This is a genomic window from Pseudomonas sp. P8_241 (assembly GCF_034008315.1).
Taxonomy (GTDB): domain Bacteria; phylum Pseudomonadota; class Gammaproteobacteria; order Pseudomonadales; family Pseudomonadaceae; genus Aquipseudomonas.
Window position 1 is genome coordinate 6064583 of the sequence record NZ_CP125377.1, and the last position, 18677, is coordinate 6083259.

Sequence of the window (18677 nt, forward strand, 5' to 3'; positions counted from 1 at the left end):
ACCCGACCTCACAATCACAGTCCAGACGCTGAATGCGCCATCATCACTCAGCCGTAGCGGCGTCCATGCGCACGGCGCCACGGCGGTTCTGACCGAACGCCATCACACAGTTTCGACCCGCGCCCTTGGCGCTATAGAGTGCCTGGTCAGCGGACTTGAGCACTTCTTCCGGGGTGCGCTGTTCAATACGCTCGGCGACGCCGATGCTGACCGTCACCGATACACTCGAAGCACCGACACCTGCGCGGCGCTGCCGACCCTGATTATCATCCTGTGGCCGGCTGTCCTGATTGCGCAGCTGAATGTTGTAAGTGGCAATCGACTCTCGGATGGCTTCCAGATGCGGCATACACTCTTCGAGCGTCTTGCCCGCAAACACCAGGGCAAACTCCTCACCGCCGTAGCGATACGCCTTACCGCCGCCGCCGATTTTCGACAGTTTACTGGCCACAAGCCGCAGCACCTGATCACCCACATCGTGACCATGGGTGTCGTTGAATTTCTTGAAGTGGTCAACGTCGCTCATGGCCAGCACGTAGTTACGCCCCAGCCGCTGCATGCGCTCATTCAGTGCACGGCGACCCGGCAGACCCGTCAGTTCGTCGCGGAAGGCCATTTGATAGGCTTCGTGGGCAACGGCTGCAGCGATCATCAACATCACCTGGCTGCACATGATGTTCAGGGTGAACGGCAGGATGAAGGTTTTCGGCAACATCCAGAACAACCCCAGCAGGCCCACCAATTGCGCGGCATGCAGGGGTCGCGGGTTGCGCCAGTATTGATAAGCCAACAACACAAAAGCCGCGATGAAGACCGGATAGGACAGCTGGATCAGGCTCATCCATGCGCCGTGCAATGCGGGCCAGCGAATCTCCGAAAGCCAGATCAGCAGCGCATGGGGATAACTTTGCTCAAGTGCCAATGCCACGCTGCCCACCGCCAGCAACACCGCGAAACGCGCCACCATGTCCTGAAACAGATGCGTGCGCTCTTGCCACGCCGCGAAGATGCCAAACAGCAGGGGCAGCAACAGGCAACACAAGTGAAAGACCACCGCGGCGTCATCGCGCACCTTGCCGTTGTCGCGGTAGTAGTCGGTCTGGGTGTCGAGCAGGAAGTAGGCGATGTACACCGTGACCATCAGAAACAGTTCACGCTGGCGCCGGTAAACCGCGCAATAGGCACCTCCGAGCAACAACACCAGAGTGGGCAGCACATTGAACAGCGACGTGAAGAAGACGTTCAGATCCTTGATGTATGCAGCCGCCAGCCCCGCCAGTAACAGCAGTAATGACGGCAGGAAATGACTCAAACGCACAGCGGAATTACGCAGCAAGGGTAAAGCTCCGACCCGTCAATTCAATAGATGGCAATGTGCCCACCACTGTAACGGCAGAAACCCCGAGTTGCTGAGTGAATGACTGAGGTATTTTTTAAACGGGTGTCGCCCGCTTCCATTTCACCGACAACCTTTAAAGCAAAAAAGCCGCTGTCCCGAAGGATCAGCGGCTTTTTGAAGTGCTTCGTCGAGACTTAGTAGCCCAGATCGAAGTTCTCTTCTTTCATGTCCATCAGGTTGTTAGCGCCCGATAGCATGGTTACAACGTGAGTGCGGGTACGCGGCAGAATGCGCTGGAAGTAGAAGCGCGCAGTCTGCAGCTTGGCGGTGTAGAACGCCTCTTCGGAAGTGCCGGCAGCCAGTTTCTCGGCAGACAGACGCGCCATGTCAGCCCAGAAGTAGGCCAGGCAGGCGTAACCGGAATACATCAGGTAGTCCACGGAGGCCGCGCCGACTTCTTCGCGATCTTTCATGGCAGCCATACCGACCTTCATGGTCAGCTCGCCCCACTCTTTGTTCAGTGCAGCCAGCGGTGCGACGAACTCTTGAACCGCTTCGTTGCCTTCGTTGGTCTGGCAGAACTTGTGGACGATCTTGGTGAAGCTTTTCAGAGCCTCGCCTTGAGTCATCAGCACTTTACGGCCCAGCAGGTCGAGCGCCTGGATACCGGTGGTGCCTTCGTACAGCATCGAAATGCGGCTGTCGCGAACGTTCTGCTCCATGCCCCACTCGGCGATGAAGCCGTGACCGCCGTAGATCTGCACGCCATGGTTGGCCGATTCAAAACCGACTTCGGTCATGAAGGCTTTGGCGATTGGCGTCATGAACGCCAGCAGTGCGTCGGCTTTCTTCTTCTCATCTTCGTCCACGCCGTACTTGACGATGTCGACCTGCTTGGCGGTGAAGTAAACCATCGCACGGTTGCCTTCGGCGAATGCCTTCATGGTCAACAGCATGCGGCGTACGTCTGGGTGCACGATGATCGGGTCAGCGGCTTTGTCCGGCGCTTTCGGGCCAGTCAGCGAGCGCATTTGCAGACGGTCGCGAGCGTATTTCAGGCCGCCCTGGAAACCGACTTCGGCGTGGGCCAGACCTTGCAGCGCGGTACCCAGACGTGCGGTGTTCATGAAGGTGAACATGCAGTTCAGGCCTTTGTTCGCCGGGCCGATCAGGAAACCGGTCGCGCCGTCGAAGTTCATCACGCAGGTGGCGTTGCCGTGGATGCCCATCTTGTGTTCCAGGGAACCGCAAGATACCGCGTTACGCGTGCCAACCGAGCCATCAGCGTTGGGCATGAACTTCGGCACGATGAACAGGGAGATGCCTTTGGTGCCAGCCGGTGCATCCGGCAGGCGAGCCAGTACGATGTGGACGATGTTGTCGGCCATATCGTGTTCACCGGCCGAGATGAAGATCTTGGTGCCGGAAACCTTGTAGGAACCGTCGGCCTGAGGCTCGGCCTTGGTGCGCAGCATGCCAAGGTCAGTGCCGCAATGCGGCTCGGTCAGGCACATGGTGCCGGTCCACTCGCCCGAGACCAGCTTGGTCAGGTAAGCCTCTTGCTGCTCAGGGGTGCCGTGCTCGGAGATGGTGTTCATCGCGCCGTGCGACAGGCCTGGGTACATGCCCCACGACCAGTTCGACTCGCCGACCATTTCGCTGATCGCCAGACCCAAGGACTCCGGCAGGCCTTGGCCGCCGTGCTCGACGTCGTGAGCCAGGCTTGGCCAGCCGCCTTCTACGAATTGCTTGTACGCTTCTTTGAAGCCAGTCGGGGTCTTAACGCCGGACTCGCTCCAGGTGCAGCCTTCGAGGTCGCCCACGCGGTTCAGCGGAGCCAATACCTGCTCACAAAACTTGGCGCCTTCTTCGAGAATGGCGTCAACCATGTCCGGCGTTGCGTCTGCACACGCTGGAAGGCTCTGATAGTGCGCTTCGTAGCCGAGCAGCTCGTCACGAACGAAGCGAATATCACGCAAGGGGGCCTTGTAGTCAGGCATAGCGATAAACCTCTGCTGATGTAACCGGGAATGAACGACCGCGCTGAATTGTTGTTGCGATCAAACAGTTGTTTGAAACATACGTTTACGCCGAAATCTTGTCAAGCATCGATCTTTTTCCGTTCGTCATCCCCTCACGCAAATTCAGGTCGCGCAACATCGCCACGTCGCGGATCGAGTGATACGCAGTGCAAGAAAGATTAGTTTAGGAAGAAAGGCTTACGCAGAAAAACGCCGCAATATTTCGCGGCGTTGGCAGTCGTGCTCAGTGAGAAATCAAGCGAAGGTATCGATCAACGTACCCAGCACTTCATCGGACGATTTGGCGAGCCTGACGCCGAGTTCGACCTGAAATTTACCTTGGGCCATTTCGACGACATTGCTGGCAAGGTCCGATTGATGGCTGCGATCGATAGATCGAAGGCGATCGACCTGAGCGTCGGAAGACTGACTAGTGACCGAACGATCGATGGTGGTGTTGGCGATCTGCCCGGCGGCTTGATCGACACGGTTCTGCCCTGTCTGAATAGTGCTCAGACCGGCATAAAAAGCGGTGCTTCCTGAGATTTCCATGGGAGGACTCGTCCTTGAAAAGGTTCATCAGTGTTCATTGAAGCAGAGGGTTCGGTAAAACACCCGTCAAAAACACCAATGGCGCAGTGCCTTGTCATAGCAAACGCTAGTCAAGCAAATCCAGCTGAAGATGTTCCGCCACCGCTTCAGCTGTGACTGACTTGAGTTTTGGCACCCTTCCCAGGCATGGCGCTGGAAGGCGTTCGGCGAGTGTCGCTAGGTTTTCTTCCAGCCGTGAAGTTTTCGGATCAATGATATTCGCCACCCATCCCGCCAACTGCAAACCGTCACGAGCGATGGCCTCAGCCGTCAGCAAGGCATGGCTGATGCAGCCCAGGCGAACGCCGACGACCAGAATCACCGGCAGGCCCAAGGCTTTCGCCAAATCAGACAGATTATCCTGATCGGCCAACGGCACGCGCCAGCCACCGGCACCTTCGATCAACGTGAAGTCGGCCTGCATTTCAAGGATCTGCCGCATCGGCGTCAACAATGACTGCACCGTGAGTGCCACACCCGCTTCACGCGCTGCAAGATGCGGGGCAATCGCCGGTTCGAACGCCACCGGGTTCGCCTGCGAATACGTCAATGGCAACGAACATTCCGCCAGCAGCGCCAGCGCATCCGCGTTGCGCAGACCCTTGGGCGTGACATCGCACCCCGAGGCGACCGGCTTACCCGCCGCCGTGCTCAAACCCGCCGACCGCGCCGCATACAGCAACCCCGCCGCGACCGTGGTTTTGCCGACATCCGTATCTGTGCCGGTAATGAAATAGGCTGAGCTCATAAGGGTTTCTCCAAAACGGCGTACACCACTTGATAAGTCGCCGGCAAACCTTCGGCCTGACGAAACTGCTCATAGGCCTCGATCAAACCCAGAATCCGCGCCCGGCCAGTCAAGCCACCCGGCCGACCGGGATTAAGGTTGTGCGCGCCCAAGGCCTTGAGCTCATGGGTCAGGCTGCGCACATCCGGGTAGTACAACACATGGGGACAGGTTTGCAGACTGACCACCTCTAAACCGCTATCGGCACTCAATTGTTGATAAACGCCGAACTCCCGGAAGCGATTGACGTGCACCATGCCGTCGACCTTACGCCAACTGTCTCGCAGTTCAATCAACGTCCCAACACACAGACTAGCAAACGCGAAAATCCCGCCTGGTTTGAGCACCCGATGGGCCTCGCCGAGTACCGCGCCGAAGTCTGCACACCACTGCACTGCCAGGCTGGAGAAGATCAGATCGCAGGTCGAATCCTGCAACGGCAGGCGCTCGGCATCACCGGCGATGAAATCGGTGGCGCCGCCTAATGGCCGTGCGTGATTGAGCATGCCCTCGGCGATATCCAGCGCCACACCGTGAGCACCGGCAAAACGTTCACCCAATGCACGACTGAAATACCCGGTGCCACAGCCCAGGTCGAGCCAGCGTTGCGGCATAAAATCTGCTGGCAGGCGGCTCAGCAATTGGCTGCCCACGTCACGTTGCAGTTCGGCCACGCTGTCATAGCTCGACGCTGCACGGGAAAACGAAGCCGCCACCTGGCGTTTGTCAGGCAGATCGCCGGGTACGTTGGGAAGAGACAAATCAGTCATCGCCGCACTCATGCAAAAAAGCCTGGATCGCCCCTGCCACACCGTGGGGGTCTTCCAGAAGAAACGCGTGGCTGGCCTGTTCAATCAGACCGATTTCGATATCCGGCAGCAATGCCAGCAGTTCTGCGGTGGCTTCAGCCGGAACCAGTGCGTCGAGGCCGGCGAACAAGTGCAGTTGCGGGCCACGGAACGTCTGCAAGGCTTGGCGGGTATCCAACTGAGCGAGCAACTCCAGGCCGCTCATCAATAAGGGGCCAGCCGTGTGCGGCGCACCCCCGAGCAACAACCGTGATAACCCGCGAGGGTCTTCGGCACCTTGAGCGCAAAGCAGTGAAAAGCGCTTTAAGGTCATGCGCGGGTCAGCAGCACAGCCAGCCAGGAACGCATCGAAGGTTTCGCCAGGCATCGCGCTCGACCACTGTTCATGGGCGACAAAAGAAGGATTACTCGCCAGCGTCAGCAAACCGCAGCAGCGATCGCCGCGACGCGCCGCCAATTCCGAAGCGAGCATGCCACCCAACGACCAGCCACCCAGCCAGGCATCCTGAGGCAGCGTCGAATCGAGTTCAGCGAGCCACTCTTGAAGATCGTTCGACTGCAATTGTGGTAACGGCTCGATCTCGACCCGCAGGTGTTCATCCAGCCCTTGCAACGCCGCCGCCAGCGGTTCCAGCGGCGAAACACCGAGCCCCCAACCAGGCAGCAGAATCAGACGATCACGCATGGGCTGGCTCCGGTCCCAGTTGTTGAAAACAATTGGCCAATCCTTCCAGCAATAACTGAACCTGCGCCTCGCTGTGGGCGGCGCTCAGCGTCACACGCAGACGAGCACTGCCAGCAGGCACCGTTGGCGGTCGAATCGCGGTCACCATCAGTCCGCGCTCGCGCAACATCTGCGACAGACGCACCGCACGCCCGGCGTCACCGATCATGATCGGTTGAATGGGCGTGAAACTGTCCATGAGTTCCAGGCCGATTTGCTCGGCGCCGTGGCGGAACTGGCGGATCAACGTCTGCAAATGCTCGCGGCGCCAATGCTCGCTGCGCAGCAGTTCAAGGCTTTTCAGTGTGGCGCACGCCAATGCCGGCGGTTGGCTGGTGGTGTAAATGTACGGGCGGGCAAACTGAATCAGGCTCTCGATTAACTCTTCACTGCCGGCGACAAAAGCCCCGGCCGTGCCGAACGCTTTGCCGAGAGTACCGACCAGTACCGGCACGTCTTCCTGGCTCAAGCCGAAATGCTCGACGATGCCGCCACCGTTCGCACCCAACGGACCGAAACCGTGGGCGTCATCGACCATCAGCCACGCGCCTTTGGCCTTGGCTTCCCGCGCCAGTGCCGGCAAGTCGGCGATGTCGCCGTCCATACTGAACACGCCGTCGGTGACCACCAGCGTGTTGCCGGTGGCTTTCTCAAGGCGCTTGGCCAGGCTCACGGCGTCGTTGTGCAAGTAACGATTGAACCGCGCCCCGGACAACAGCCCCGCGTCGAGCAGCGAGGCATGATTGAGCCGGTCTTCCAGCACCGTATCGCCCTGCCCGACCAATGCGGTGACCGCACCGAGGTTGGCCATGTAGCCAGTGGTGAACAGCAAGGCCCGCGGGCGACCGGTGAGGTCCGCCAAGGCTTCTTCCAACGCGTGATGCGGGCCGCTGTGGCCGATGACCAAGTGCGACGCCCCGCCACCGACGCCCCATTTCGACGCGCCTTCTCGCCAGGCTTCGATCACTTGCGGGTGATTGGCCAGACCCAGGTAGTCGTTGTTACAGAACGCCAGCAACGGCTGGCCATCGACCACCACTTGCGGCCCCTGCGGGCTTTCGAGCAATGGGCGTTGGCGGTAGAGATTTTCGGCACGACGGGCAGCAAGGCGTGCGGCGAGATCGAAAGACATGCAGGCCTCGGACAAACAATCAAGGTAGACACCGAACCTGTAGGAGCTGGCTTGCCAGCGATGAGTGCGTCAGATTCGACATACCCATCAGCTGACAGACCGCTATCGCTGGCAAGCCAGCTCCTACAAGGGTTTCGCATTCCAATCAGAGGAGTCGATGGAAGGCTTCAAACCGCCGCGTTATAGAACTGCTCGCTGCTCTTCTGCTCCACCAGTGCTTGCTCGATGGCAGCCTGGTGAACTTCATCGGCGTGCTCTTCACGCGCCTCCGGCAAGATGCCCAGGCGCGAAAACAGTTGCATGTCCTTGTCGGCCTGCGGGTTGGCAGTGGTCAGCAGTTTCTCGCCGTAGAAAATCGAGTTGGCGCCCGCGAAGAAGGCCAGGGCCTGCATTTGTTCGTTCATGGCTTCGCGGCCGGCGGACAATCGCACGTGGGATTGCGGCATCAGGATGCGAGCGACGGCGAGCATACGGATGAAATCGAACGGGTCAACGTCTTCGGCATTTTCCAGAGGCGTACCGGCCACCTTCACCAGCATGTTGATCGGCACCGACTCTGGATGCTCCGGCAAGTTGGCCAGCTGGATCAGCAGGTTGGCGCGGTCGTCCAGCGACTCGCCCATGCCGAGAATACCGCCGGAACAAATCTTCATCCCCGACTCACGCACATACGCCAGGGTCTGCAGTCGCTCACTGTAGGTGCGGGTAGTGATGATGCTGCCGTAGAACTCAGGCGAGGTGTCTAGGTTGTGGTTGTAGTAGTCCAGACCAGCCTTGGCCAGTGCTTCTGTCTGGTCCTGATCCAGGCGACCGAGGGTCATGCAGGTTTCCAGGCCGAGTGCCTTCACGCCTTCGACCATCTTCAAGACGTACGGCATGTCCTTGGCCGATGGATGCTTCCAGGCCGCGCCCATGCAGAATCGGGTCGAACCGATGGCCTTGGCACGAGCGGCCTCTTCAAGAACCTTTTGAACCTCCATCAGCTTTTCTTTTTCCAGCCCGGTGTTGTAGTGACCGGACTGCGGACAATATTTGCAATCTTCCGGACAAGCGCCGGTTTTGATCGACAGCAGGGTCGAGACCTGGACGCGGTTGGCGTCGAAATGCGCGCGGTGCACCGTCTGCGCCTGGAACAACAGGTCGTTGAATGGCTGTACGAAGAGTGCTTTGACTTCGGCCAAAGACCAGTCATGACGCAGGGTTGCAGTGGTGCTGGCGCTCATGGGCGTTTCCTTTGAATTATGCTTGTACAGGCGGCTGGGCAATGGAACGCCCTGAGTCGCATCACAGTGTTTCGGCATATTTAAGGAAGAGTGATGAGCTGTCAACCAAGATACGAAGGACCGGTTTACATCTGTCTAAAAAACAACCAGAACTGCTTGCTTTGCAACGAACCCTCCGAAGACGTCACCCCGATCTGCATGGCGTGCGAAACCGAACTGCCCTGGCTGGGTGATCATTGCCACACCTGTGCCCTGCCCTTGCCCGCGGCGGGCCTGACGTGCGGCCAATGTTTGCAAGAGCCTCCGGCCTTTGAACGGGTCATTGCGCCTTGGGTTTACGGCTTTCCGATCGACAGCCTGATCACACGCTTCAAACACAACGCCAACTGGCCATTTGGGCGCTTGCTCGCCGAAATTGTCACTCAATCGCTGCAATATCGCTTCACCGACGGCCTGGATCGCCCCCACGTGCTTGTCCCCGTCCCCTTGGCCGATCGGCGCTTGCGCAAACGGGGATTCAATCAGGCGGCGATGCTGGCTCGCTGGCTCGGAACCGACCTCGATATCCCTGTCGACGAACGGCTGTTATTGCGCACTCACGACACTGATGCGCAACAGGCACTGAACGCCGATGCGCGTCGCAAAAATCTGCGCAATGCGTTCGCACTGGCGCCCGATGCAGTCGTGAAGGGCCGTCACCTCGCCCTGATCGACGACGTTCTGACCACCGGCGCCACCGCTCAGGCGTTGGCCGCTCTGCTGATGAATGCCGGAGCAGCCCGTGTCGACGTCTATTGTCTGGCCCGCACGCCAAAACCGGGGGAGACGTCCTGACTTGACTCCTGCGTCCCGAGCCGCCAACGTCTTCGCCATTGTCACAGCCCAAAGCGATTCACCATGGCCTTGTCTACGTTGTTGTCCCAGCACATTGTCCGTCGCCCGCAGCGCATCGCGCTGTTGCATCACGTTGCCGAACAGGGCTCGATCACCCGCGCCGCAAAAAGCGCAGGGCTCAGTTACAAGGCTGCCTGGGATGCTATCGAGGAGCTGAACAACCTGGCACAAACACCGTTGGTGGAACGGGTAGTCGGCGGTAAGGGCGGTGGCGGTGCCAGACTGTCCAGCGAAGGCGAACGGGTATTGCGCCTTTATCAGCGACTGCAGGCGTTGCAGGCGCAAGTGCTGGAGGCGGCCGAAGATACAGGCGACCTGGACTTGCTCGGCCGCTTGATGATGCGAACCAGCGCGCGCAACCAGCTGCACGGCAAGGTCGTGGCGATAGCGGTCCAAGGGCGCAATGACCTGATTCGCCTGCAAGTGACGGACGATCTGATCATCGAGGCGCAAATCACCCACGACAGTACTCAACGTCTGGAATTGCAAATCGGCACTGAAGTCGTGGCCCTGATCAAGGCTGGCTGGCTCGAGGTTTTGGATGCCGACTCTACGGCAACCCTTGGAAACAATTGCCTGAAGGGCATCATCGAGAAGATTCTCGACGCCGACGACGGCCCCAGCGAAGTACGTATCACGTTGCCCAACGGTTTGATGCTGTGCGCGCTAACCGAACCTGCACATCTAAAATCGTTGGGACTGGCTATCGGCAAATCGGTGCGCGTCGAGTTTTCACCGTCCAACATACTGCTGGGTACGCCGCTTTAACAAACTGCAACAAAACCTTCATCGCCCATCTTTAAGGTGACTGCAAAAACCGCAGGGAGCCTGATGTGAGCCTATTAGAAGAAAACCAATCCACCGACCTCGAAAAAATGGTCGGCCTCAGCCGTCGCGGCTTTATCAGCGCGGGCGCACTTTGTGGGGCGGCCATGTTTTTGGGGGGCAACCTGTTGAGTCGCAGCGTGTTGGCGGCCAGTGTCAGCGCCGGCACCAGCCAACTACTGGGCTTCGACAGCATTGCCACTGCGACCAGCGACACGATAACCCTGCCGCCAGGCTACAAGTCTTCGGTGCTGATCAGCTGGGGCCAACCCCTGCATAAAAACGGCCCGGTGTTCGACCCGAGCGGCAACGGCAGCGCCGAGCATCAGGAACTCCAGTTCGGTGACAACAACGACGGCATGAGCCTGTTCGAGTTTCCGGGTGAGAACGACCGGGCGCTGATGGCGATCAACAACGAATACACCAACTACCGCTACCTCTACCCCCACGGCGGGATGCCGCAATCGGCGCAAGAAGTGCGCAAGGCGCTGGCCTGCGAAGGTGTGTCGGTGATCGAAGTGCAGCGCCAAAACGGTGAGTGGAAGTTCGTCCAGGGCTCGCGCTATAACCGCCGCATTCACGGCAACGCGCCTATTAGCGTGAGCGGTCCGGCGGCGGGTCATGCCCTGCTGAAAACCAGCGCCGACCCTCAGGGCAAGCACGTTCTCGGCACCTTCCAGAACTGCGCCAACGGCAAAACGCCGTGGGGCACTTACCTGACCTGCGAAGAAAACTTCACCGACTGCTTCGGCAGCAGCAACGCCGAACAAAAATTCGACGCGGCGCAGAAACGCTACGGCGTGGTGGCGACCAGTAAGGAGATCAACTGGCACCCGCACGACGAGCGCTTCGACATGGCGAAGAACCCCAACGAATTGAACCGCCATGGCTGGGTCGTGGAAATCGATCCGTTCGATCCAAAGTCAACCCCGGTCAAACGCACCGCCCTCGGTCGCTTCAAACATGAAAATGCTGCCCTCGCCGAAACTGCGGACGGCCAGGCCGTGGTGTACATGGGCGACGATGAGCGCGGCGAATTCATCTACAAATTCGTCAGCCGCGACAAGATCGACCACAAGAACCCCAAGGCCAACCGCGACATCCTCGATCACGGCACGCTGTATGTCGCGCGTTTCGACGCGGGCGACGGCAACACCGATCACCCGAAGGGCCAGGGCGAATGGATCGAACTGACCCACGGCAAAAACGGCATCGACGCCAGTAGCGGCTTTGCTGATCAGGCCGAAGTGTTGATCCATGCGCGGCTGGCTGCCAGCGTGGTCAAGGCCACGCGCATGGACCGTCCGGAGTGGATCGTCGTCAGCCCCAAGGACGGCCAGGTTTACTGCACGCTGACCAACAATGCCAAACGTGGCGAAGACGGCCAACCGGTGGGCGGGCCGAACCCGCGCGAGAAGAACGTCTACGGGCAAATCCTGCGCTGGCACACCGACCGCGACGATCACGGCTCGAAAAGTTTTGCCTGGGACCTGTTCGTCGTCGCCGGCAACCCCGGTATTCACGCCGGAACGCCGAAGGCCGGGTCTTCGAACATCACACCGCAGAACATGTTCAACAGCCCGGATGGCCTGGGTTTCGACAAGGCAGGACGCTTGTGGATTCTCACCGATGGCGATTCGAGCAACGCCGGTGATTTTGCCGGAATGGGCAACAATCAGATGCTCTGTGCCGATCCGGAAACCGGTGAGATTCGCCGCTTCATGGTCGGGCCTGTGGGCTGCGAAGTGACAGGGATCAGTTTTTCCGCGGACCAGAAAACGTTGTTTGTCGGGATTCAGCATCCGGGCGAGAACGGCGGCTCGACCTTCCCCGAGCATCTGCCCAATGGCAAGCCGCGCTCATCGGTGATGGCGATTTCGCGGGAAGATGGCGGGATCGTCGGCGCCTGACAGGCCCTCATCGCTGGCAAGCCAGCTCCTACAGGGCATTTGCATAACCTGTAGGAGCGAGCTTGCTCGCGATATCGTCAGCCCAGACAACACATCTCGCAACCCTGCCCCTAAAGAGCGCCCGTCTGCGCTACCATGCCTGGCCGGACGCAGCAGCCTGCTGCGCGCAGGAGTCAGCATGGCCCACCCGTTTGAAACCCTCACGCCAGACCTCGTGCTCGATGCCGTCGAAAGCATTGGCTTCCTCAGCGACGCGCGCATTCTGGCGCTCAACAGCTACGAGAACCGCGTCTATCAGGTTGGCATCGAAGACGCCGAGCCACTGATCGCCAAGTTTTACAGGCCTCAACGCTGGACCAATGAAGCGATCCTGGAAGAACACCAATTCACTGCCGAACTCGCCGATTGCGACGTTCCCGTTGTCGCGCCGATGATCCACAACGGTGAAACCCTTCACGAACACAACGGTTTTCGCTTCACACTGTTTCCGCGCCGTGGCGGTCGTGCACCGGAACCGGGCAATCTCGATCAGCTCTATCGACTGGGCCAATTGCTCGGTCGCCTGCATGCCGTGGGCTCGACCAAGCCGTTCGATCATCGTGAAGCCTTGGCGGTGAAAAACTTCGGCCACGATTCACTCACGACGTTGCTCGAAGGCAATTTCATCCCCCGCAGTTTGCTACCGGCCTACGAATCAGTGGCCCGTGATCTGCTCAAGCGTGTGGAAGATGCTTACAGCAACACGCAGCATAAGAACATCCGCATGCACGGCGACTGCCACCCCGGCAACATGATGTGCCGCGACGAGATGTTTCACATCGTCGATCTTGACGACTGCCGAATGGGTCCGGCGGTCCAGGACATCTGGATGATGCTGGCCGGCGATCGCCACGAATGCATGGGCCAGCTGTCGGAATTGATGGATGGCTACAATGAATTCCACGACTTCGATCCGCGGGAACTGGCGCTGATCGAACCACTGCGAGCGTTGCGCCTGATGCATTACAGCGCCTGGCTCGCCCGTCGCTGGGATGACCCGGCATTTCCGCACAGCTTCCCGTGGTTCGGTACCGAGCGCTATTGGGGCGATCAGGTGTTGGCGTTGCGCGAGCAACTCGCGGCGCTCAACGAAGAGCCACTGAAATTGTTCTAACCCTCGTAGGAGCCGGCTTGCTGGCGATGAACCAAGACGCGGTTTACCTGATACACCGCGTCGTACGAATCGCCAGCAAGCCGGCTCCTACAAAAGTCCTGACACATCTATACAATCGGTTTCTTTGTTAGCTGCCTAAGCAAGGATTCTGCATGCAAGTTACCAACCCGCGTCGCGGGTACATTCTGGGCCTGAGTGCCTACATCATCTGGGGACTTTTCCCGCTCTATTTCAAAGCCATCGCCAGCGTGCCCGCCGTGGAGATCATCATTCACCGCGTGTTGTGGTCGGCGCTGTTCGGTGCACTGTTGCTGATGGTCTGGAAACATCCCGGTTGGTGGCGTGAACTGCGCGAGAATCCCCGACGGCTGGCGATCCTGGCCCTCAGTGGCACCCTGATCGCTGCCAACTGGCTGACTTACGTGTGGTCGGTGAACAATGGCCGCATGCTTGAAGCCAGCCTCGGCTATTACATCAACCCGCTGGTGAATGTGTTGCTCGGCATGCTGATTCTCGGCGAACGACTGCGGCGCATGCAGTGGGTCGCGGTGGGTCTGGCGGCGGTTGGCGTGGCGCAGCAGGTGTGGCAGGTCGGCAGTTTGCCGTGGGTGTCGTTGGTCCTGGCACTGACCTTCGGTTTCTACGGGTTGATTCGCAAGCAGGCGCCGGTCAAGGCATTGCCGGGCCTGGTAGTGGAAACCTGGATGCTGGTGCCGATTGCCCTGGCCTGGCTGCTGTTCAATCCAACCGCCAGCAGCGCTCAGGCCGAATTCTGGACCACGTCCGAAGCCTGGTGGCTGGTCGCCGCAGGGCCGGTCACGCTAGTGCCATTGGTTTGCTTCAACGCAGCGGCTCGGCATTTGCCCTATACCACATTGGGATTTCTCCAGTACCTGGCGCCTACCTTGGTATTGCTGCAAGCGGTACTGCTGTTTGGCGAACAACTGTCCTCCAGCACGCTGGTTGCGTTCATCTTTATCTGGGCCGGCCTGGCCGTTTACAGCATCGATGCATGGGTCAGTTTGCGTCGCCGCAGCTGATCAAAAAACACACAAATCCGCACAGGCCACGTCCCCCGTGGCCTGTATCGATCCTTCCCAAGGTTATCCACAGCGTGATCCCCGCCGATTGTGCGCAAGTCTCTGAAACTGCTGGTTTTTTGATCATATCCTGAAGAACCCCGGGCCGCGTGGGCTGGCGGGGTGTCTCTACAGGTTATCCACAGGCAGGTGCACGTTTAACTTGGATAACTGATCAAGGATCGCTGCGCAGCACCAGTTCGACCATCAGGTCATCGGCCAGGGTTTCCAGACGTGATTGCAACACATCCAGCGACAGCGTCAGCGGTACGGCCAAAAGCGCTTCAGCGTGGAACAACGGCTCACTGCTCATCGGTGCCGGACGCACTTCCGTGACCAGTTGCTCCAGGTTTACCCCCTGCTCGCTCAGCAACCGCGTGATATCGCGCACGATCCCCGGACGATCATTGCCCACCAGCTCCATGGCAATCGGTTTCCACGTACACGATTGTTCGATACCGCTTTCGGCGATCAACACGCGAATGCCCAACGTCGACAAGCCTTGCAAGGCATCCACCAGTTCATCGTAGGCCTCGGCCGGTACGCCTACCCGAAGAATCCCGGCGAATTGTCCGGCCATGCGCGACATGCGACTTTCCAGCCAATTGCCGCCGTGCTCGGCAATGCATTGGGCAATGCGCTCGACCTGCCCTGGCTTGTCCGGTGCAATCACTGTGAGTACGAGGTGGTCCATGGCGCAGCCCTCTGGTCATGACTTTTGTTATAGAAAACCAAGTATAGGCAAGGGTTGTTCATGTGCTGAATGGGCTGACGCCATCGCTGGCAAGCCAGCTCCTACAAGGATTGCAAAAGGCCCTGTAGGAGCTGGCCTGCCAGCGATCCAGTCCACCGCCGATCTGCTGTGGAAGACAAATCGTGTACAACTTTCGATATTTAACTGGAACAATCCATTGGTTTTTTGAGAACATCCTGCTCCGCGCCGTGACTGCAATGCGTCATGGGGTCGCAGAACGACGTAATTAGTCTAATTTTCACAACCGCAATTCATCATGTAGTATGCCGCAGCGCGCACTACATAACGTTGGATCGATGTCTGCCGCAGGCACGTTCGCAACCCTGAAAGCCCTGTCAGCAAGGCCCCAAGCCGTTGATTGGTCCCAACCCAGCCGCCCGTAATTGGCATGTACTGGTAGACGGGTTTGTGGTTTAAATGGCCCAAGGCTTCATTGTTAAATTGAAGAGCTGAAAAGCGAAATAGCTGAGCAGAGTGAGGCAAGCAATGACTGAACACGTTCAAGTCGGTGGCCTGCAGGTCGCCAAAGTCCTGTTCGACTTCGTGAACAACGAAGCCATTCCCGGAACCGGCCTCACCGCCGATCAATTCTGGGCCGGTGCCGACAAGGTCATTCATGACCTGGCGCCGAAGAACAAAGCCCTACTCGCCAAACGCGATGATATCCAGGCTCGTATCGATTCCTGGCACCAGGAACGCGCCGGTCAAGCGCACGACGCCGTGGCCTATAAAGCCTTCCTGCAAGAGATCGGTTATCTGCTGCCAGAAGCGGCCGATTTCCAGGTAACGACGCAAAACGTCGATGAAGAAATCGCCCGCATGGCCGGCCCACAGCTCGTGGTGCCGGTGATGAATGCCCGCTTCGCCCTCAATGCTTCGAACGCCCGCTGGGGTTCGCTGTATGACGCGCTCTACGGCACCGACGCCATCAGCGAAGCTGACGGCGCGGAAAAAGGCAAAGGCTACAACAAGGTTCGCGGCGACAAGGTTATCGCCTTCGCTCGTGCCTTCCTCGACGAAGCGGCGCCTTTGGCGGCCGGCTCCCACGTCGAGTCCACCGCTTACAAGATCGTTGACGGCAAACTGGTGGTCGCCCTTAAAGGCGGCAGCAACACCGGGCTGCGCAACGATGCACAACTGATCGGTTTCCACGGCGATGCATCGGCACCCACCGCGATCCTGCTGAAAAACAACGGCCTGCATTTCGAAATCCAGGTCGACGCCAGCACCCCGGTCCGCCAGACCGACGCAGCCGGCGTCAAAGACATCCTGATGGAAGCCGCACTGACCACCATCATGGACTGCGAAGACTCCGTTGCCGCCGTCGATGCCGATGACAAAGTGGTGATCTACCGCAACTGGCTCGGCCTGATGAAGGGCGATCTGTCGGAAGAAGTCGCCAAGGGTGGTCAGACCTTTACCCGTACCATGAACGCCGATCGCACCTACACCGGCGTCGACGGCAGCGAATTGAGCCTGCATGGCCGCTCGCTATTGTTCGTGCGCAACGTTGGTCACCTGATGACCATCGACGCGATCCTCGACAAGGACGGCAACGAAGTGCCGGAAGGAATTCTCGATGGCCTGGTGACTTGCCTGGCATCGATGCACAACCTGAACGGCAACACCTCGCGCAAAAACACCCGCACCGGCTCCATCTACATTGTGAAGCCGAAGATGCACGGTCCTGAAGAAGCGGCGTTCACCAACGAGCTGTTCGGTCGCATCGAAGACGTGCTGGGCTTGCCGCGCAACACCCTCAAAGTCGGGATCATGGACGAGGAGCGTCGTACCACGATCAACCTCAAGGCCTGCATCAAGGCTGCGAGCGAGCGTGTGGTGTTCATCAACACCGGTTTCCTCGACCGCACGGGCGATGAAATCCACACCTCCATGGAAGCCGGCCCGATGGTGCGCAAGGCCGACATGAAGGCGGAAAAATGGATTGGCGCCTACGAGAATTCCAACGTCGATATCGGCTTGAGCACTGGCCTGCAAGGTCGCGCACAAATCGGTAAAGGCATGTGGGCCATGCCGGACCTGATGGCGGCGATGCTCGAACAGAAAATCGCTCATCCGATGGCCGGTGCGAACACCGCCTGGGTTCCATCGCCGACCGCTGCTGCGCTGCATGCGCTGCACTACCACAAGGTTGACGTGTTCGCCCGTCAGGCCGAACTGGCCAAACGTGCCCACGCTTCGGTAGACGACATCCTGACCATCCCGCTGGCGGTGAACCCTCAGTGGACCGCCGAACAGATCAAGAACGAACTGGACAACAACTCCCAGGGCATTCTCGGTTATGTGGTGCGCTGGATCGACCAGGGCGTCGGCTGTTCGAAAGTGCCGGACATCAATGACGTCGGCCTGATGGAAGACCGTGCGACGCTGCGTATTTCCAGCCAGCACATCGCCAACTGGCTGCGTCACGGTATCGTCACCGAAACGCAAGTGATGGAAAGCCTCAAGCGCATGGCGCCGGTGGTTGACCGTCAGAATGCCGCTGATGCGCTGTATCGCCCACTGGCCCCCGACTTCGACAGCAATATCGCCTTCCAGGCGGCGGTCGAACTGGTGGTTGAAGGCACCAAGCAGCCGAACGGCTACACCGAGCCGGTCCTGCACCGTCGTCGTCGCGAGTTCAAGGCTGCCAACGGTCTGTAACTGAGCGATTACGCCGGACATGAAAAAGCCCTGATCTTTCGATCAGGGCTTTTTTTTGGTTCTTCACGCAAGCCCCCGGGAAAGACAGATAACGCATACCTGCAGGAGCTGGCTTGCCAGCGATGGTCGTTAACGATAACGCGTTTGAACCGGATAAACGCGGCGCACTTGAGTCCATCGCCGGCAAGCCGGCTCCTACAGGGAATGTGCGAGGCCGGCAGGTTTGAGCTAAGGCTTCATCCCCAGTTCACGTTTGACCAACGCCAGCAACTGGTCGGCATCGATCGGCTTGAGCAGAAAGTCCACCACGCTCAAATGCATCGCGGCGATCGCATCCTTCACGTCGGCATCGCCCGAGACGATAATGATCGGCAACGCAGCCCGTACCGACTCGCGAACCTGGCGGATCAGGTCAAGCCCATCGACGCGCCCCATTCGCAGGTCAGTGATCAGCAAGCCTATGGTGGGCTTTTTGATCTCCGTTTCGGCCACCAGGATCTTGAGCGCAGCCTCGCCGCTGGCCGCCGACATACTGCGAATACCATCCAGTGCCAGAATCTCTGACAGCAACTCGCGGGCATCTTTATCGTCATCGACGATCAGCACCCGTTGCGGCGGCAAGTCAGGTTCCAGCATGACGGCATTGAGCAGTTCCCGCTCGGCGTCACTCAAAATATCGTGGTCGGACATGGCTTTCTCTACATGTTCAATACGGTTCCCTAGCACAGTGGTGAGACATCGCTAAGCAGACCTCCAATGTGCGCTTCGTCGG

16 protein-coding genes are annotated in these 18677 nt (G+C 59.1%); 6 read left to right on the forward strand and 10 right to left on the reverse strand.

The features are described 5' to 3' along the window. Positions 1-43 precede the first annotated feature (43 nt). The 8 genes from QMK58_RS27315 to bioB form a co-directional block, all read right to left on the reverse strand. The gene (locus tag QMK58_RS27315; RefSeq protein ID WP_053163004.1) at positions 44-1336 is read right to left on the reverse strand and encodes a sensor domain-containing diguanylate cyclase; all 1293 of its coding nucleotides are present in this window, start codon (positions 1334-1336) and stop codon (positions 44-46) included. A gap of 197 nt (positions 1337-1533) precedes the next feature. Then, positions 1534-3339, reverse strand: coding sequence for a phenylacyl-CoA dehydrogenase (locus QMK58_RS27320; protein ID WP_053163006.1), 1806 nt, complete (start codon positions 3337-3339; stop codon positions 1534-1536). A gap of 276 nt (positions 3340-3615) precedes the next feature. After that, on the reverse strand, positions 3616-3912 hold the full coding sequence (locus tag QMK58_RS27325) for a hypothetical protein (RefSeq protein WP_053163008.1): 297 nt from the start codon (positions 3910-3912) through the stop codon (positions 3616-3618). Between the two features lie 106 nt (positions 3913-4018). Beyond that, on the reverse strand, positions 4019-4699 hold the full coding sequence (gene bioD / locus QMK58_RS27330) for a dethiobiotin synthase (protein ID WP_053163010.1): 681 nt from the start codon (positions 4697-4699) through the stop codon (positions 4019-4021). Continuing rightward, complete coding sequence (bioC, locus tag QMK58_RS27335; protein ID WP_320395654.1) at positions 4696-5508, reverse strand: malonyl-ACP O-methyltransferase BioC; 813 nt, start codon at positions 5506-5508, stop codon at positions 4696-4698. Before bioC ends, bioD begins: the two co-directional genes overlap by 4 nt. After that, positions 5501-6232 carry an alpha/beta fold hydrolase gene (locus QMK58_RS27340; protein WP_320395655.1) on the reverse strand — a complete coding sequence of 244 codons (732 nt, stop codon included), beginning with the start codon at positions 6230-6232 and terminating at the stop codon, positions 5501-5503. Before QMK58_RS27340 ends, bioC begins: the two co-directional genes overlap by 8 nt. Continuing rightward, positions 6225-7403 carry an 8-amino-7-oxononanoate synthase gene (gene bioF, locus QMK58_RS27345; protein WP_320395656.1) on the reverse strand — a complete coding sequence of 393 codons (1179 nt, stop codon included), beginning with the start codon at positions 7401-7403 and terminating at the stop codon, positions 6225-6227. The genes QMK58_RS27340 and bioF overlap by 8 nt, the downstream gene beginning before the upstream one ends. 167 nt (positions 7404-7570) lie before the next feature. Further along, on the reverse strand, positions 7571-8626 hold the full coding sequence (bioB, locus tag QMK58_RS27350; RefSeq protein WP_053163018.1) for a biotin synthase BioB: 1056 nt from the start codon (positions 8624-8626) through the stop codon (positions 7571-7573). A 93-nt stretch (positions 8627-8719) separates the two neighbouring features. Between bioB and QMK58_RS27355 the strand changes: the two genes are divergently transcribed. The 5 genes from QMK58_RS27355 to rarD all read left to right on the forward strand — a co-directional run bounded on the left by QMK58_RS27355 (position 8720) and on the right by rarD (position 14448). Next, a complete protein-coding gene (locus QMK58_RS27355) occupies positions 8720-9460 on the forward strand; it encodes a ComF family protein (protein ID WP_320395657.1) in 741 nt (246 codons plus the stop codon). 63 nt (positions 9461-9523) lie between these two features. After that, complete coding sequence (locus QMK58_RS27360) at positions 9524-10288, forward strand: TOBE domain-containing protein (RefSeq protein ID WP_320395658.1); 765 nt, start codon at positions 9524-9526, stop codon at positions 10286-10288. Between the two features lie 65 nt (positions 10289-10353). Then, positions 10354-12255, forward strand: coding sequence for a PhoX family phosphatase (locus tag QMK58_RS27365; protein WP_320395659.1), 1902 nt, complete (start codon positions 10354-10356; stop codon positions 12253-12255). A gap of 178 nt (positions 12256-12433) precedes the next feature. After that, positions 12434-13408 (forward strand): serine/threonine protein kinase, encoded by a 975-nt coding sequence (locus QMK58_RS27370; RefSeq protein WP_053163031.1) that lies wholly within the window; start codon positions 12434-12436, stop codon positions 13406-13408. Positions 13409-13560: 152 nt separating this feature from the next. Continuing rightward, positions 13561-14448 carry an EamA family transporter RarD gene (gene rarD, locus QMK58_RS27375; protein WP_053163033.1) on the forward strand — a complete coding sequence of 296 codons (888 nt, stop codon included), beginning with the start codon at positions 13561-13563 and terminating at the stop codon, positions 14446-14448. 214 nt (positions 14449-14662) lie between these two features. Here the strand turns inward: rarD and QMK58_RS27380 are convergent, their stop codons facing one another. Continuing rightward, positions 14663-15181 carry a glycine cleavage system protein R gene (locus QMK58_RS27380; RefSeq protein ID WP_053163035.1) on the reverse strand — a complete coding sequence of 173 codons (519 nt, stop codon included), beginning with the start codon at positions 15179-15181 and terminating at the stop codon, positions 14663-14665. A gap of 546 nt (positions 15182-15727) precedes the next feature. On the opposite strand from QMK58_RS27380, the gene QMK58_RS27385 reads away from it, so the two are divergent. Then, positions 15728-17905, forward strand: a complete 2178-nt coding sequence (locus QMK58_RS27385; RefSeq protein ID WP_320395660.1) for a malate synthase G — start codon at positions 15728-15730, stop codon at positions 17903-17905. A 228-nt stretch (positions 17906-18133) separates the two neighbouring features. Here QMK58_RS27385 and QMK58_RS27390 read toward each other — a convergent pair whose 3' ends face one another. Further along, positions 18134-18595 carry a response regulator gene (locus tag QMK58_RS27390; protein ID WP_053163039.1) on the reverse strand — a complete coding sequence of 154 codons (462 nt, stop codon included), beginning with the start codon at positions 18593-18595 and terminating at the stop codon, positions 18134-18136. Positions 18596-18677 lie beyond the last annotated feature (82 nt).